Annotated in this window: 13 protein-coding genes; 1 reads left to right on the top strand and 12 read right to left on the bottom strand. The window is 71.0% G+C overall.

Features of this window, described 5'->3' with window-relative positions; translation table 11 throughout:
- Positions 1-16: 16 nt before the first annotated feature.
- Positions 17-1,612, top strand: coding sequence for a PucR family transcriptional regulator (locus tag B0B14_RS01890; RefSeq protein WP_372236626.1), 1,596 nt, complete (start codon positions 17-19; stop codon positions 1,610-1,612).
- 128 nt (positions 1,613-1,740) lie between these two features.
- On the opposite strand, the gene B0B14_RS01885 is transcribed toward B0B14_RS01890, so the two are convergent.
- The 12 genes from B0B14_RS01885 to B0B14_RS01830 form a co-directional block, all read right to left on the bottom strand.
- Positions 1,741-3,465 carry a glycoside hydrolase family 35 protein gene (locus tag B0B14_RS01885; protein ID WP_076679765.1) on the bottom strand — a complete coding sequence of 575 codons (1,725 nt, stop codon included), beginning with the start codon at positions 3,463-3,465 and terminating at the stop codon, positions 1,741-1,743.
- Between the two features lie 2 nt (positions 3,466-3,467).
- The gene (locus B0B14_RS01880) at positions 3,468-4,088 is read right to left on the bottom strand and encodes a bifunctional 4-hydroxy-2-oxoglutarate aldolase/2-dehydro-3-deoxy-phosphogluconate aldolase (RefSeq protein ID WP_076679761.1); all 621 of its coding nucleotides are present in this window, start codon (positions 4,086-4,088) and stop codon (positions 3,468-3,470) included.
- The gene (locus B0B14_RS01875) at positions 4,085-4,993 is read right to left on the bottom strand and encodes a sugar kinase (protein ID WP_076679759.1); all 909 of its coding nucleotides are present in this window, start codon (positions 4,991-4,993) and stop codon (positions 4,085-4,087) included. The genes B0B14_RS01880 and B0B14_RS01875 overlap by 4 nt, the downstream gene beginning before the upstream one ends.
- The gene (kduI, locus tag B0B14_RS01870; RefSeq protein WP_076679757.1) at positions 4,990-5,820 is read right to left on the bottom strand and encodes a 5-dehydro-4-deoxy-D-glucuronate isomerase; all 831 of its coding nucleotides are present in this window, start codon (positions 5,818-5,820) and stop codon (positions 4,990-4,992) included. Before kduI ends, B0B14_RS01875 begins: the two co-directional genes overlap by 4 nt.
- Positions 5,821-5,853: 33 nt before the next feature.
- Complete coding sequence (kduD, locus tag B0B14_RS01865) at positions 5,854-6,618, bottom strand: 2-dehydro-3-deoxy-D-gluconate 5-dehydrogenase KduD (protein WP_143733603.1); 765 nt, start codon at positions 6,616-6,618, stop codon at positions 5,854-5,856.
- A complete protein-coding gene (locus B0B14_RS01860) occupies positions 6,615-7,481 on the bottom strand; it encodes a fumarylacetoacetate hydrolase family protein (protein ID WP_083710272.1) in 867 nt (288 codons plus the stop codon). The genes kduD and B0B14_RS01860 overlap by 4 nt, the downstream gene beginning before the upstream one ends.
- Complete coding sequence (locus B0B14_RS01855; protein ID WP_076679756.1) at positions 7,478-8,659, bottom strand: glycoside hydrolase family 88 protein; 1,182 nt, start codon at positions 8,657-8,659, stop codon at positions 7,478-7,480. The genes B0B14_RS01860 and B0B14_RS01855 overlap by 4 nt, the downstream gene beginning before the upstream one ends.
- Positions 8,660-8,696: 37 nt before the next feature.
- On the bottom strand, positions 8,697-9,365 hold the full coding sequence (locus tag B0B14_RS01850; RefSeq protein ID WP_076679754.1) for a YesL family protein: 669 nt from the start codon (positions 9,363-9,365) through the stop codon (positions 8,697-8,699).
- 2 nt (positions 9,366-9,367) lie between these two features.
- Positions 9,368-10,294, bottom strand: coding sequence for a carbohydrate ABC transporter permease (locus B0B14_RS01845; RefSeq protein WP_076679751.1), 927 nt, complete (start codon positions 10,292-10,294; stop codon positions 9,368-9,370).
- On the bottom strand, positions 10,294-11,235 hold the full coding sequence (locus B0B14_RS01840; RefSeq protein ID WP_076679748.1) for a carbohydrate ABC transporter permease: 942 nt from the start codon (positions 11,233-11,235) through the stop codon (positions 10,294-10,296). The genes B0B14_RS01845 and B0B14_RS01840 overlap by 1 nt, the downstream gene beginning before the upstream one ends.
- 79 nt (positions 11,236-11,314) lie before the next feature.
- Positions 11,315-12,604 carry an ABC transporter substrate-binding protein gene (locus B0B14_RS01835; protein WP_076679746.1) on the bottom strand — a complete coding sequence of 430 codons (1,290 nt, stop codon included), beginning with the start codon at positions 12,602-12,604 and terminating at the stop codon, positions 11,315-11,317.
- 54 nt (positions 12,605-12,658) lie between these two features.
- A complete protein-coding gene (locus B0B14_RS01830) occupies positions 12,659-14,629 on the bottom strand; it encodes a DUF2264 domain-containing protein (protein WP_076679743.1) in 1,971 nt (656 codons plus the stop codon).
- Positions 14,630-14,638 lie beyond the last annotated feature (9 nt).

Raw genomic sequence — 14,638 nt, 5'->3', positions numbered from 1 at the left:
ACAGACACCTGCCTCGATGTACATTCTGAAAGCGACCGTGTACGTCGCGTACAAGCCGTCGGAACGGATGATGATGGATGCCGCGAACGAAGCGCCGACGCTGCGCTCCCTGCTGAACAGACGCGAGCTCCTGCTGCGCCTCGAGGGGACCGAGGACGAGCTCGAGCCCGGCGCCCTGGATCAGCAGATCCGATGGATCCACACGAGCGATCTCGCCGATCCGACGCCGTTCCTGTCCGAGGGTCTCGCCCTGCTCACGACGGGGCGGCAGTTCCTCGAAGAGGGCGACGACCCGCGGACGTGCCTCGAATACGTGCGCCGTCTGGCGGGCCGGGGCGTCGTCGCGCTCGGCTTCGGCACCGAGGTGCTGCGTGACGGCATCCCGCCCGCGCTCGTCGACGCCTGCCGCGCGGAGCGCATGCCGCTGTTCGTCGTCCCGTACAAGACCCCCTTCATCGCCGTCGCGCGCGCGAACGCCGAAGCGATCGCGGGGCAGGGGTATGCCCGCCGCTCCTGGGCGCTCGCCGCGCAGCGCGCGATCTCCCTCGCCGCCCTCCGACCCGACGGTCTGGGCGCGACGCTCGCCGAACTGGCACGCCAGTTCGACACATGGGTCGGGCTGTTCGAGGCATCCGGAGCCCTTTCGCGGGAGCATCCGGCCGGCGCGCTCGACCCGGCCGTGCTCGAATCGCTCACCGCCGACGTCGGCGCGGTCCTGCGCCGCGGCGCGCGTGCGGGCTCGTCGCTGCAGGTCGGCGGCACCGCCTTCACCCTGCAGACCCTGGGGCGCGGCGGGCGACTGCGCGGAGTGATCGCGATCGCCGCCGGCGAGCTCGACCAGGAGGGACGCGGCGTGCTGACGGCCGTCATCGCGATGGCCGGCCTCGCGCTCGAGCAGAACGAGGGTCTGAGCCGGGCGCGCACGCTGCTGCGCACGGGCCTCGTGCACTCGCTGGCCGCCGGCGACCCCGCCCTCGCCCGCCGCATCGCCCGCGATCTCTGGGGCGGGCTCCCCGCCGCGCCGATCGTGGTGGCGGTCACCGATGCCCACGTCGCACGATCGGATGCCGGAGCGGAGTGGCTGGAGCTGCGCGCCACCGAATCGCGCGGGGGCCTGTTCTTCGGACGCGACGACGACGGACTGGTCCTGGTCACCGGGGCGGGTGACACCGATGTCGTGGACGCGTTCGCGGCGCGGTTCGACGCACGCATCGGGGCGTCGGAGCCGGCCGCGTACGCCGCGTTCGCCGCCGCGCACGCGCAGGCGTCCACGGCACTCGCACGCGCGACGGCGGGGCAGGTCGCCCGCTTCGGCGATGTCGCGGCATCCGGCGTCCTCTCCGCCCTCGACACGGAGGCGGGCCGCGCCCTCGCCTCCGCGCGCCTCGCGCCGCTGCGCGACGCCGACGACCGCAGCGGCAGCGCGCTCATCGAGACCGTGCGGACGTGGCTCGAGCACGACGCGCGCATCGACGCGGCGGCGACCGCCCTCGGCGTGCACCGGCACACCGTGCGGGCGCGCATCGGGCAGGCAGAGAGGCTCCTGGGGTCGGACCTGTCGTCGTTCGCCGCGCGCGCGGAGCTCTGGGCCGCCCTCGTCGCGTCGGGGTGACCGCGGCGCGGTTCCGGCTGCGCGCAACTCCTCACAGACGGCGCCGCCTCGGCGTGGCGTGGGGTCGACGCGCCGACACCGCCCGGTTCCTGAGGAGTTGCGCGCACGGCAGGGCGGCCGCTGGCGGGCTACTCTTCGCGCGGGCCGAGGCGCAGGCCGGGCACGAAACGAGCGGATGCCGCGGTGCCCCGCTCGAGCTCGACGAAGGCGACCTCGTTCCTCCCCGCCCGAGTGACGGGCGCCGGCACGTACAGCGTCTGCTGCGGTCCGCTGCGCCAGTACCGGCCGAGGAGGAACCCGTTGACGAACGCGTAGCCCTTGCCCCAGCCGTCGGTGTCGAGGAACAGATCGGATGTCGTGTCGAGGTCGAACGAGCCCGTCCACCGCGCGCGCGGGCTCGAGGCCCCGTCGGCGTGCGTGTCGGCGTCGACGAGCGCGGCGACGTCGATCGGTGTCGCCGTCCACCCCTCGAGCGGCACGCCGTCGAGCGTCGCGCCGCCGATGAGTCCCTTCGCCTCGCCGAGACGCTCGTCGTAGTTGACGCGGCCCTGGTCCTCCACGAGGACGGTCAGCCGCTCACCGCTCGGCACGGGCAGCGAGCGCTCGTTCCCCGTGCGCGAGAGCACGCCGATCGCGCTCCCGTCGACCTCGACCCACGCCCGGTCGCGCACGTCGCCGAACGCGAGCAGCCCGCCGCGCGAGTCCAGGGCGGCGTCGTACCGCACGAGGGCGCTCGTGTGCGCGAGGGCGTCGAACGTCGCAGGGAGTGCAGAGGCCTCCCCCGTCGGCGCCGGGAGCCACTCGCCGTCGCACGTCAGCGCCACCTCGAACGCGGGCGCGGGCGCGGCATCCGCGACCTGCTCGTCGGGAACCGGTGCGTACTTCGCGATCACGGCGCGGAAGGCGTGGAACTTCTCCGTCGGGTCGCCGGCCTCGTCGAGCGGGGCGTCGTAGTCGTACGACGTCGTGATGGGGAGATATCGGCCTTTGTCGTTCGCGCCGTTCGTCAGTCCGAAGTTCGTGCCGCCGTGCAGCATGTAGAGGTTCACGGATGCCCCGGCGGCCAGCAGTGCATCGAGCTCGGCGGCGGAGTCGGCGGCCGACGTCGTGTGGTGCACGCCTCCCCACCAGTCGAACCAGCCGTCCCAGAACTCCGCGCACATCAGCGGACCCGTCGGCTGGTGCGCGCGGAGGGTGGCCAGGCGCTCCCCCGCGCGCGACCCGAACGAGCCCGTCAGGTGCAGGCCGGGCAGGGAGCCGTCGCGCAGCATCTGCGGCTCGGGCTGGTCGATCGTCGTGAGCGGAACCATGATGCCCGCCGACCGGGTCACCCGCACGAGCTCGGCGAGGTAGTCCTTGTCGGCGCCGTAGGCGCCGTACTCGTTCTCGATCTGCACGAGCACGACGGGGCCGCCGCGGTCGATCTGCCGGGGCGCGACGATCTCGTAGACGCGGTCGAGATACGTCGCGACCTCGGCGAGATACGCCGGCTCCGAGCGGCGCAGACCGATCCCGGGCATCGCCGTGAGCCACGCGGGCAGTCCGCCGTTGTGCCATTCCGCGCAGATGTAGGGCCCCGGACGCACGATGGCGTGCAGGCCCTCGGCCGCGATGAGGTCGAGGAAGCGGCCGAGGTCGTTCGCCCCCGCGACATCCCACTCTCCGCGCACCGGCTCGTGCGCGTTCCACGCCACGTAGGTCTCGATCGTGTTGAGGCCGAGCAGTCGCGCTTTGCGGATGCGGTCGGCCCACTGGTCCGGATGGATGCGGAAGTAGTGCAGCGCTCCGGAGAGGATGCGGTGAGGCCGCCCGTCGAGCCGGAAGTCGGTGTCGCCGATCGCGAACGTCGGCATCGTCAGACGGCGCTCCGCGATGCGAGGAGCGCGGCGAGCTTCTCGAGCTGCGCGGCGTCTTCGAGGGCGGAGCCCACCGCGACGACGCGCACGCCGGCGTCGAGGAACTCCGCCGCATTGGCGGCATCCATTCCTCCCGTCGCGACGAAGCGCACCTCGGGGAACGGTCCGCGCACGAGCCGGAACCATCCCGACCCGAGCCACGACGCGGGGAATGCCTTGAGCCACGTGAGGCCGAGCGAGACGGCGAGCTGCACCTCGGAGGGCGTCGCCACTCCCGGGAGGATCGGGATGCCCGCCTCCTGCGCCGCGCGCACGACGGCAGGGTCGAGCCCGGGCGCCACGAGGTACGCGGCCCCCGCGGCCTGAGCCGCCGCCACCTGCTCGACGCGTAGGATCGTGCCCGCACCGACGACCTTGCCGCGCTCGGCGCCCAGACGCACGACTTCGCGCAGCGCGCGCTCGTCCTCCTCGGTCTGCAGGGGCACCTCGACATGATCGAGTCCCAGGTCCCACGCGGTGCTCGCCAGCGCGACGGAGCGCTCGACGCCCATGCCGCGGAGGATCGCCATCAGCGGCGATCCCGCGAAGGCGGCGTCGAACCACTCGGTGAAGTCGGTCATCGGTGCTCCTCCTCGTCGACGGAGTCGCCCGTCGTCTGCAGTGTCAGTGCCGCGCGCGCGTGGCCTGCGCGGAGTCGTTCGGTCAGGGACGCCCCGTCGAGGAGCTTCGCGAGATAGCCGCCCGCGAAGGCGTCGCCGGCGCCCACGGCTTCGACGACCTCGACCCGCAGAGCGGGCTCGAAGACCGTCTCGGCGGCGGTGAAGGTCGTCGCGCCGATGTCGCCGTCTTTGACGACGAGCTCCGCCACGCCCGGAAACCGGGCACGGACGGACGCGGCATCTGCAGTCTCCCACAGCGCCTCGGCCTCGTCGCGGCCGACGAACACGACGTCGGCGCGCCGGGCGAGAGCCTCGAGCGGCGCCGCCGCCTCGGTCGTCGACCAGAGCGCGGCGCGATGGTTGACGTCGAAGCTCACCAGGAGGCCGGCGGCGCGCGCACGATCGATGACGCGATCGAGGAACGCCGCCGCCGACGGCGAGATCGCCGCGGTGATGCCCGAGACATGGACGACGCGTACGCCCTCGAGCGCGACGGCCTCCGCATCGGCGGTCGACAGATGGGCCGCGGCCGAGCCCGCGCGGTAGTAGCGCACCGGATGACCGGGGTCCTTGAAGTAGACGCCGGTCGGATGCCCCGGATCGAACCCGACGGCGGAGACGTCGACGCCCCGGGCCGCCAGCAGCCGCGCGACGCGGTGTCCGAGCGGGTCGTCGCCGAGCCGCGAGAACCAGCCGGCCCGATGCCCGTGCGCGGCGACGTGCGCCGCCACGTTCGACTCGGCTCCCCCCGCGTCCACGCGAAACTCGACTGCGTCGACGAGACGCGTCGCCGTGGTGGGGGCGACCATCGCCATCGTCTCGCCGATCGCGAGGAGCGGGGCGACGGCTGCGGGAGGCGACGTCACTTCAGGCCGGTGACGGGGGCGGGGTCCATGTCGTCGAACGCCTGGTTCTCGCCCGCCATCGCCCAGATGAAGGAGTACGCCGCCGTGCCCACACCGGAGTGCAGCGACCAGCTCGGCGAGATGATCGCCTGGCGATCGGCCACGACGAGGTGGCGCGTCTCCTCGCGCTCGCCGAGCAGGTGGATGACGCGAGCGTCCTCCGGCACGTCGAAGTAGAGGTAGCACTCGGTGCGCCGGTCGTGCGTGTGCGCCGGCATCGTGTTCCACATCGAGCCCGGGTGCAGCTCGGTGACGCCCATGACGATCTGGCAGCTCTTGACGCCGTTCTCGTGGATGTACTGGTTGAGCGTGCGGCGGTTGCTGGTGACCTGGTCGCCGAGCTCGCGCACGGTGCCCTCGCCGGGCGACACGAGGGCAGCCGGGTAGGCGGTGTGGGCGGGAGCGGAGAAGAGGTAGAACTGCGCCCCCTCCGAGCTGTCGGCGTCGCGGAACACGACGTCGCGGATCCCGCGGCCGAGGTACAGGCAGGCGCCATTCACGAGCTCGTAGACCTCGCCGTCGGCGGTCACGGTGCCCGTGTCGCCGACGTTGATGATGCCCACCTCACGGTGCTCGAGGAAGTAGTCGCTGCGGATCTCGGGGTAGCCCGTCAGCACGAGGTCGGTGCCGGCCGGCACGGCGCCGCCCAGCACGATGCGGTCGTGGTGCGTGTAGACGACGGTGACCTCGCCGGGGACGAAGAGCTGGGGAACGAGATAGCTCTCGCGCAGCTCCTTCGTGGTCATGCCGGGGATCTGCGTCGGGTTCGTGGCGTAGCGCTGTTCCATGTGTTCCGCTCCTTGGAGATGTAGAGAATTCTGTCAGCGCACGAGCCAGCCGCCGTCGACGGGCACGACGGCACCCGTGACGTAGGCGGCGGCATCCGACGCGAGGAAGACGAAGGCGCCCTGAAGATCGGCGGGCGTGCCCCACCGTGCCGCGGGGATGCGGGCGACGATGGATGCCTCGCGCGCTTCGTCGGCGCGGAGGGCGGCGGTGTTGTCGGTGGCCATGTAGCCCGGCGCGATGGCATTGACCGTGACGCCGGAGGCGGCCCATTCGTTCGCGAGCGCCTTCGTCAGTCCGGCGACGGCGTGCTTGGACGCCGTGTATGCCGGAACGAGAATGCCTCCCTGGAACGAGAGCATCGAGGCGACGTTGATGATGCGGCCGTGACCGCTGGCGACCATGTGGCGTCCGGCGGCCTGCGACAGGTGGAACACGGCGTCCAGATTCACCGAGAGCACGTCGTTCCAGTCCTGTGCCGCGAACTCGAGGGCCGGTGCCCGTCGGATCGTGCCGGCGTTGTTGACGAGGATGTCGAGGCCCCCCAGCTCGGCGACCACCTCGTCGACCGCGGACGCGAGGTCTTCGGGCGCGGCGTCGACGAGGTCGCGGGAGATCGGGTGCACACGACGGCCGGTCGCGCGGATGAGCTCGGCGGTCTCGGATGCGTCGCCGCGATCGAGCAGCGCGATGTCGGCGCCGGCTTCGGCGAGGGCGACCGCCGCGCCCTGGCCGAGACCGCGGCTCGATCCGGTGACGAGGGCGACCCGCCCGTCGAGGCGGAAGGTGTCGAGGATCATGCGGATGCTCCCAGCGGGTCGATGAACGTGGTCGTGAGGGCGCCGAGGCCCGAGATGCGGATGGTGACAGCATCCCCCGCCGCCAGCGGCCGGTGCGAGTCGTTCGCCTCGGGGAGCTTCTGCGGCGTGCCGGTCGAGATGACGTCGCCGACCTCGAGCGTCATGATCTGGCTGAGGTAGTGGACGACGAAGGCGACCGAGAAGATCGTGGTGGACGTCGACTGCGACACCGTCACGACGCCGTCGCGCACGACCTCGACGAGCAGATCCTGCGGATCGGCGACGTCGTCGGCCGTGACGACCCAGGGCCCGAGCGGCGCGAAGCCGTCGGAGCACTTGCCGAGCGCCCACTGGCTCTGACGGCGTTGCCAGGCGCGGTCGGAGACGTCGTTGAGGATCGTGTAGCCGCCGACGTGCTCGAGGGCGTCCTCCAGCGCGACGCCGCGGGCCCGTCGGCCGATGACGACGGCGATCTCGCCCTCGTAGTCGACATCGGTCGCGGCATCCGGAACGATGACCGGATCGTGCGGTCCGCCGATCGTGTTCGGCGTCTTGACGAAGACGTCGGGGAACTCCGGATCGGAGGCCGTCGGATCGACGCCGTCGGGCACGTGCCCGCGGTAGTTGTAGCCGAGGCACAGGAGCTTGCCCGGTCGCACGGGCGCGTCGAGCTCGACGTCCGCCAGGGCGGGCGCGGCGTCCGTCGCGGCCGAGACCGCCGTCTCGGCCACGGCGCGGGCGCCCGGGTCGGCCAGGACGTCGGCGACCGTGCCGGCGAGCTCGACCACGCGGTCGACCCCGGCGATGTCGACGACGGCGGCCGCCCGGAGTCCCGCAGGGGTGCGCAGCGTGACGAGCCTCACCAGTAGGGGGTCCAATCGGGGCGCGCGGCGCGCATGAGCGCCTCGAGGTAGAAGTAGTCGCCCCAGAGCGTCCCCTCGTCGACGCCGTTGTCCTTCGGCAGGTCGTAGACGCTGTGCAGGATCAGCGCGTCCGAGGCCTCGGGCGTCTCCGGCGCGTAGTTCGCGATGAGCGACGTCAGGATGCCGCGGGCCTCCGCCCGCCAGCGGTCGGCGAGGGCGGGGTCGGTCTCGAGCTCAGCGAGCTCGAGGAGCCCGCACACCGCGATCGCACCGGCCGAGCTGTCGCGCGGGGCATCGCTGCCGTCGGTGTAGACCAGGTCCCAGAACGGCACGCGGTCGCTGGGGAGGTGGGCGAGGAAGTACTCGGCCGAGCGGCGCGACGCCTCGAGCAGCTCGGGGTCGCCGGTCGCCTTGTGGTTGAGGGCGAAGCCGTAGATGCCCCACGCCTGGCCCCGTGCCCAGCACGACTGGTCGAACGCGCCCTGCTCCGTGCCGCCGCGCAGCGGCTCGCCGGTCTCGGCGTCCCAGTAGAACGTGTGGAACGTCGAGTCGTCCTCGCGGAGGATGTGCGCGCGCAGCTGCGTCGTGTGGCGGCGGACGGCGTCGGCGTAGCGCTCCTCACCGGTCTGCTCGAAGGCCCACGTGAGCAGCGGCATGTTCATGAGGCTGTCGATGATCGTCCGCCCGCGCTGCGCGGGGTCGGAGAGGTCGCCCCACGCCTGCACGATGCCGGCCGGCTCGAGGAAGCGGCGCATGAGGGCGTCCGCAGCGCGCAGCGCCGCGGCGCGCGAGGCCTGATCCGACAGCAGCCGCCACGGAGCGACCGAGGCGAGCGTGTAGAGGAATCCGAGGTCGTGGGTCTCGAGGTCCTCCTCGTCGTGCACCCGGCGGGCGAAGTCGCGGGCGTGGCCGAGCGCGGCATCCCGGAACTCCGCGTCGCCCGTGAGCTCGAACGCGATCCACTGCGTGCCGGGCCAGAAGCTCGTGGTCCAGCCCTGGTTGGCTCCCACCGGGAACCCCTTGTGCGCCGGGCGGAGCGGGTACCGGTCGCCGGTCGTCGTGTCGTCGGGGTACGCGCTGCCGAAGGCGCCGATGTTGCGGCGCACGGTGGACAGCGCCTGCACGAGCGCTCGATCGAGGCCCGCGATGGCGGGGGTCTCGGTGGACGTGGACGTCATGAGTGAGGGCTTCCTTCGTGAGGGGTGACGACGCCGGTCAGGCGACAGCCGGTTCGAGGTCGAGCACAGGGCGCAGCGAGTACCGCGAGTTCGCCCAGGCGAGGTAGAGGGCGGCGGATGCCGTGAGGCCCATCGCGATGGCGGGCATCGAGACGAACAGCCACGCCTGCGCCCCGAAGGCGAGGAGCGACACGGCCGTCAGATACCAGCGGCGCATGCCCAGGACGGCGGCGGCCCGGAGGATGTCGCGCAGGCGGGCGGCCGGCTCCTCGGCCACGCCGACGAGGGCGAGCAGTGTCGTGGCGACCGCCACGAACGCCAGCACGAGCAGCACCGGGCCGACCAGCACGCCGATCGCGGCATCCGCGACGAGCCGGAAGTCGACGAAGAGCACCACGATCGAGGAGGTTCCGATGACACCGATCGCCAGCGCCTTGGCCCACGTCGCGCGGATGCCCGCCCAGAACGCGCGCACCGGTGCGGTGCCGCCCAGCGCATGCTCGCGGAACACCCGGAACGCCGCGGCGATGCCCGGCGCGCACAGCGGCGCGGCGATGGCGATCAGCGGCCACGACGTCATCGGGTCGGTCGTCACCAGCAGCACCACGAGCGGCAGGCTGGAGACGAGCAGCAGGGCGTTCGTGACGACGCCGAGATAGACGACGGCGAAGACGGTGGCATACGTGTCGTGCGAGATGCGGCGCATGATCAGCCCTTCATCCCGCTCGTCGCGATGCCCTCGACGAAGTACTTCTGCCCGGCGAGGAAGATGAGCGCGATCGGGATGATCGAGATCGTCAGACCCGCGAACAGCAGCGCGTAGTTGGTGTCGTAGAGGTTGCTCACGAACGACTTGAGTCCGAGCTGAATGGTCCACAGGTCGGGGTTGCGCAGGTAGATGAGCGGCCCGAGGTAGTCGTTCCACGTGCCCACGAACGTCAGCAGCGTGAGGCTCGCGAGCGCCGGGATCGACAGCGGCAGCATGATCCGGCGCCAGATGCCGTACTCGCTGAGACCGTCGAGGCGGGCGGCCTCGCTGAGCTCCTCCGGGATCGTCTCGTAGTACTGCTTCATCAGGAAGACGCCGAACGCGCCGAACGCCTGGATCAGGATGATGGCCCACAGCGTGTTGGACACCTTGATGTTCGACAGCAGGATGAACTGCGGGATCATGTACGACTGCCACGGGACCGCGATCGTTCCGATGTAGACGAGGAAGAGGACGTCGCGGCCGGGGAAGCGCATCTTGGCGAAGCCGTAGGCGGCGAACGAGCCCGTCAGCACCTGGAGGAACGTCACCACCACGGCCAGCAGCAGCGTGTTGCGGATCCAGACGAGCATGTTCGTCTCGGTCCAGATGTCGATGTAGTTCGCCCAGATGACGGTCTCCGGGAACCACTTGACCGGGACGCTGAAGACCTCGTTCGGGCTCTTCAGCGAGCTCATGACCATCCAGAAGAACGGCAGCAGGAGCCCCACGGCGGCGACGATGAGCGCGATGTACATCGCGATGCGTCCGATGCGCCGACCCGGCGACTGCGCGGGTCCGCCGGACCGGTCGCGCCGCTCGGGGGCGCCCTCGCTCAGCTTGCGCAGGCCCACGACATCCTGCGTGGGAACGGTGAGACCGGTCATCACTTGCTCGCTCTCTTGTTCCAGAGGAACTGCAGGATCGTCACGATGATGCACATGAAGAACAGCGCGACGGCGGCGGCCGAGGCGTAGCCGAACTGGCTCTCCTCGAATCCCTTGCGGTAGATGAACTGCGACAGCACGAGCGTCGCCTGTCCGGGTCCGCCGTCGGTCATCACGAGGATCAGGTCGAAGATCTTGAACGAGCCGATCGTCAGCATGACGGTGACGAAGAACATCGTCGGGCGCAGGCACGGCAGCGTGACGTTGACGAAGCGGTTCCAGGCGTTCGCGCCGTCGACGCGGGCGGCTTCGTACAGCTCGCGGGGCACGGTCTGCAGGCCCGCGAGGAACAGGATCATGTAGTAGCCCATGTCGCGCCACGTGCTCACGATCACGACAGCGGGCATGGCCCAGTCGGTCGAGGTGAGCCATCCGGGCGGATTCTGGATGCCGATGAAGCGGAGGATCTCGTTGATCGGTCCGTAGTCCGGGCTGAAGAGGAGGTTCCACACCACGGCGATCGCGACGATCGAGGTGATGTAGGGGAAGAAGGCTGCGGTGCGGAAGAACGCGACACCGCGCAGCTTGTTGTTCAGCAGCAGCGCCAGCGCGAGCGACACGATGATCGTCAGCGGGATGTGCAGCGCCGAGTAGTACAGGGTGTTGACCAGGGCGATGCGGAAGCTGCCGTCGCCGAAGAGACGCGTGAAGTTGGCGAAGCCGATCCAGTCGGCCTTGCCGAACACGTTCCAGTTCGTGAACGACATGTAGAACAGCACGATGACCGGCACGAGGGTCAAGGTGGCGAACCCGAGGAAGTTCGGGAGGATGAAGCTCCACCCGATGAGGGTGTTGCGGAGCGCGAGCTTGGAACGGCGTCTGCGCTGCGACGGCGGCTTCACCGTCGCGGCACCGGCATCCCTGGCGGCGACTGTCGTCATGATTCTCTGCCTTCTGCTGCTGTTCTGAGGCGGTGGCCGGCCCTGCGCACGGCAGGGCCGGCCACCGAGTCGAACGGACTCAGTCGAGTCCGACCTCGTTCTTGACGCGCTCCTGCGCCTCGGTGATGGCCTGCTCGACGGGCGTCGAGCCCGACAGGATCGCCGAGTGCATGTCGTTGAGGATGCCCTGGATGGCCGCCGTCTTGGACGACGTCGGGTTCTCGGGGTGCGTCTCGTGCGTCGACCAGGCGAACTTCGACAGGTCGTCGGTCGGGGCGCCGTCGACACCGAAGTAGGTCTCGGTGACGGTCTCGTTCGAGAAGGCGGGGGTGATGCCGATGGCGGCGAGCACGTCGGCGCCCTTCTCGCTGGCGGCGAACGCGAGGAACTTCTTCGCGGCGGCCTGCTTGTCGGCATCCGTGTTCGCGTTGATGCTGAAGCCGGTCGGGTCGCCGAAGGTCACGGGCTCGTTGTCCATGCCGGTCGTCGAGGACGACAGCTGCGGGATCGGCGCGATGCCCCACTCGAAGGTGTCGGCGTCGCCCGAGGCCTGCTGGGCGATCAGCGTCGCGGTGTACCACGTGCCCATCGGGAGCATGGCCGCCGTCTGCTTGCCGAACTCGCCCTGGTAGGTGAGCTGGTTCGCGCTGGACGTGTTGAAGTCGACCTGCGCGCCGTCGGCCTGGAGGGCCAGGACGCGGTCGTAGTACTCGCCCATGTACTCGTAGTCGCCCTCGAGGACGTTCGTGTCGTTCTGCGCGCTCGCGAAGCCCTGCACGACCGACTGCCAGCGGTGCATGTAGCCGCCGCGCGCGGGCGCGAGGGCGGCCGAGAGCTCTGCGGCCGCGGCGTCGTAGTCCTCCCACGTCCACGAGCCGTCGGGCTCGTCGACACCGGCCTGCGCGAACAGGTCCTTGTTGTAGAAGAGGACCCACGAGTCCTGGCGGTACGGCACGCCGTACTGCACGCCGTCGACCTCGTACGACGACGCTCCGCCGATGCCCTCGGGGAGCTCGACGTCGGACACGTCGAGGAGCTGTCCGCCCTCCTGGAAGGTCGTGACGAACTTGACCTCCTTCTGCGTGATGATGTCGGGACCGGTGCCGGCGGCGAGGTCGGCCGTCACGAGCGTGTTGTACTCGGCGGCGTCATAGCCCTTGAGCTCGACGGTGATGTCGGGGTTCTCCGCGGTGAACGCGTCGGCGAGCGCCTGGAACTCCGGGGTGGTCTCGAGGCTCCAGCCGGAGAGGGAGATCGTGACCGGGCCTGCCGACGCGGCCGGCTCCTCGGTCGTTCCGCCGCTGCACGCGGCGAGCGTGAGCGAGGCGACGGCGACGAGTGACGCCGCTGCGGCGATTTTGCGCTTCATGAGTGGTGCTGCTCCTTTGCGATTGCTGTCCGGACCCGTCATCGGGCTCGGGCCTTACTGCCGGTCTGCCGAGAGGGCCTGCCGGTGGTCGAGAAGACGGGTCGCGGTCGCGCGTCCGTCGGGCCACGTGACGAACGCGGTGTGTCCCGCGACGTCGACGAGGGCGGTGGAGGGGTCGCCGGACGAGGTGCCGTCGACGACGCCCTCGAGCCACACGAGGGTCGCCGTCCACGCTCCGACCGCGACGGCGTGGTCGACGACGGGAACGGCCGCGTGGGCGCCGAGAGGGCTGGCATCGGCGCGGACGACGACGGATGCGGTTCCCCCCGCCGTGAGCGCGCGGATGCCGCTCGCGCGACCGACGTGGGTGGCGGTGGCCGTGTCGTCGGCGGCTGCGATGACGGGCGCGTCCGCCCCGGCGAGGGCCCATCCTCCGATGCGGAGGCGAAGGCCCGCCGGATCGATGCCGGACTCGAGGGCGTCGATCGCGCTGAGACGCACCTCCCACGGGCCGCGCACGAGCGAGTGCACCGTGAGCGACCCGGCGAGCGCGACCTCGCCGGTGATCCCCGAGCCGTGTCGCACCTGCGTGTCGGCGGGGGCGATCCAGTGGGCGGTCGACGTCGAGGAGGCGATCGCGACGTCGTCGTCGACGCGCGTGCCGAGCAGCGTCATGGCCGCGCGGTGGGTCGCGCGGCCCGCGGCGTCGACGAGCGCGACCGACTGCTCGAGCGGCTCGCGCCACGCCTGGCCGTTCGCGAGCGGCGCGGCGGCGGTGGAGTAGCCGATGCGCGCGTAGATCGGCGAGTCTCCGACGAGCGCGCCCTCGAGCGCATGGTCTGTGCCGTGGTTCGCGATGCGGACGATGCCGTCGGACTGCGTGGCGGAGACCACCCAGCCGGGAGCGGCGATGCGGGCGAGGACGTCGCCGGACTCGACCGGGAGCGGCTCGCTCGGGGCGGCCCACACGGGGTGATCCGCCGGGAGCGAGATCCCGACGAGACCCTTGACCGCCCAGTAGGGCGATCCCGACCCGGAGTACGACTGCGCGAGCTTGCGCCACTCTCCGTGCCAGCCCATCGACAGCAGATCGTCGTCATCGGGCACGCCGTTGTCGACGAAGTGCCGCACGACGCGGTCGGCCGCGTGCCGGAGGAGGCCGGGAGAGGAGGAGGGCACGCCCGCGATCACGCCGGCCCAGAAGGGCGCGGCGGCGGCGAAGCGGTAGATGAGGCTGCGGCCCTGCAGCAGCGGCGAACCATCGGCGCCGACGAGGACGACGGCATCGCGCAGGAAGCGGTCCAGCGCCGCGACATCCGTCGTCGTGCGGTCGCCGGCGAGCTCGGCGCCCCCCTGCATTCTCACCCAGAGCACGGGGTACAGGTGCAGCGCCCACCCGATGTAGTGGTCGTACGAGCGCTCGACGCCGTCGCTGAGCCAGCCGTCCTCTCGCACGAGCGCATCGTGCAGGTCGAGGTCGTCGGCGATGTCCTGTGCCGACCACGGTCCGCCGACGGACCGCAGGAACGTCTGCACGACGATGCGGAACCACAGCCAGTTCGTCTTCGGGTAGGTCGTGTCGCCCACGACGGGCGAGAAGTAGTCGATGACGCGCTGCTGGGTGAGCGCATCCAGGCGATCCCAGATCCACGGGCGCGTCATGTCGAGGATGAGGGCGAGAGATGCCGCTTCGACCTTGGCCTGCGGGTGCTCGTCGAGGCGCACCCAGCGGTCGGGGGCGTCGGGATCGACACCGGCGACGATGCCACGTGAGTAGAAGTCGATCAGATGGTCGACGCCCTCGCCCCGCTCCCCCGCGATGCGGAAGCCGGCGAGGAGGAAGGTGCGCGCGAACCCCTCGAGCCCGTCGACGGCGGTGCCGTAGCCGCCCTCGACGCCGGGGGGAGTGATGCGGGCGTTGTTCTCCGACGCGTGCGCCATCGCCCCCGCGAGCAGGCGGTCAGCGAACGCGAGCCACTCCCGGCGGCTCCAGTCCGCCGTGCTGCTCGTACGCTGGGGCGCCACAGGTTCTCC

The organism is Microbacterium sp. RU33B, assembly GCF_900155915.1.
Classification (GTDB): domain Bacteria; phylum Actinomycetota; class Actinomycetes; order Actinomycetales; family Microbacteriaceae; genus Microbacterium.
This window is presented reverse-complemented; position numbering and strand designations above follow the sequence as displayed.

What these genes read in the sequence shown, in the direction of transcription:
- B0B14_RS01845 (WP_076679751.1), bottom strand. Translation starts at nt 10,294, where the DNA reads ATGACCGGTCTCACCGTTCCCACGCAGGATGTCGTGGGCCTGCGCAAG.
- B0B14_RS01850 (WP_076679754.1), bottom strand. Translation starts at nt 9,365, where the DNA reads ATGCGCCGCATCTCGCACGACACGTATGCCACCGTCTTCGCCGTCGTC.
- B0B14_RS01885 (WP_076679765.1), bottom strand. Translation starts at nt 3,465, where the DNA reads ATGCCGACGTTCGCGATCGGCGACACCGACTTCCGGCTCGACGGGCGG.
- kduD (WP_143733603.1), bottom strand. Translation starts at nt 6,618, where the DNA reads ATGATCCTCGACACCTTCCGCCTCGACGGGCGGGTCGCCCTCGTCACC.
- B0B14_RS01880 (WP_076679761.1), bottom strand. Translation starts at nt 4,088, where the DNA reads ATGACCGACTTCACCGAGTGGTTCGACGCCGCCTTCGCGGGATCGCCG.
- kduI (WP_076679757.1), bottom strand. Translation starts at nt 5,820, where the DNA reads ATGGAACAGCGCTACGCCACGAACCCGACGCAGATCCCCGGCATGACC.
- B0B14_RS01855 (WP_076679756.1), bottom strand. Translation starts at nt 8,659, where the DNA reads ATGACGTCCACGTCCACCGAGACCCCCGCCATCGCGGGCCTCGATCGA.
- B0B14_RS01835 (WP_076679746.1), bottom strand. Translation starts at nt 12,604, where the DNA reads ATGAAGCGCAAAATCGCCGCAGCGGCGTCACTCGTCGCCGTCGCCTCG.
- B0B14_RS01890 (WP_372236626.1), top strand. Translation starts at nt 17, where the DNA reads ATGTACATTCTGAAAGCGACCGTGTACGTCGCGTACAAGCCGTCGGAA.
- B0B14_RS01840 (WP_076679748.1), bottom strand. Translation starts at nt 11,235, where the DNA reads ATGACGACAGTCGCCGCCAGGGATGCCGGTGCCGCGACGGTGAAGCCG.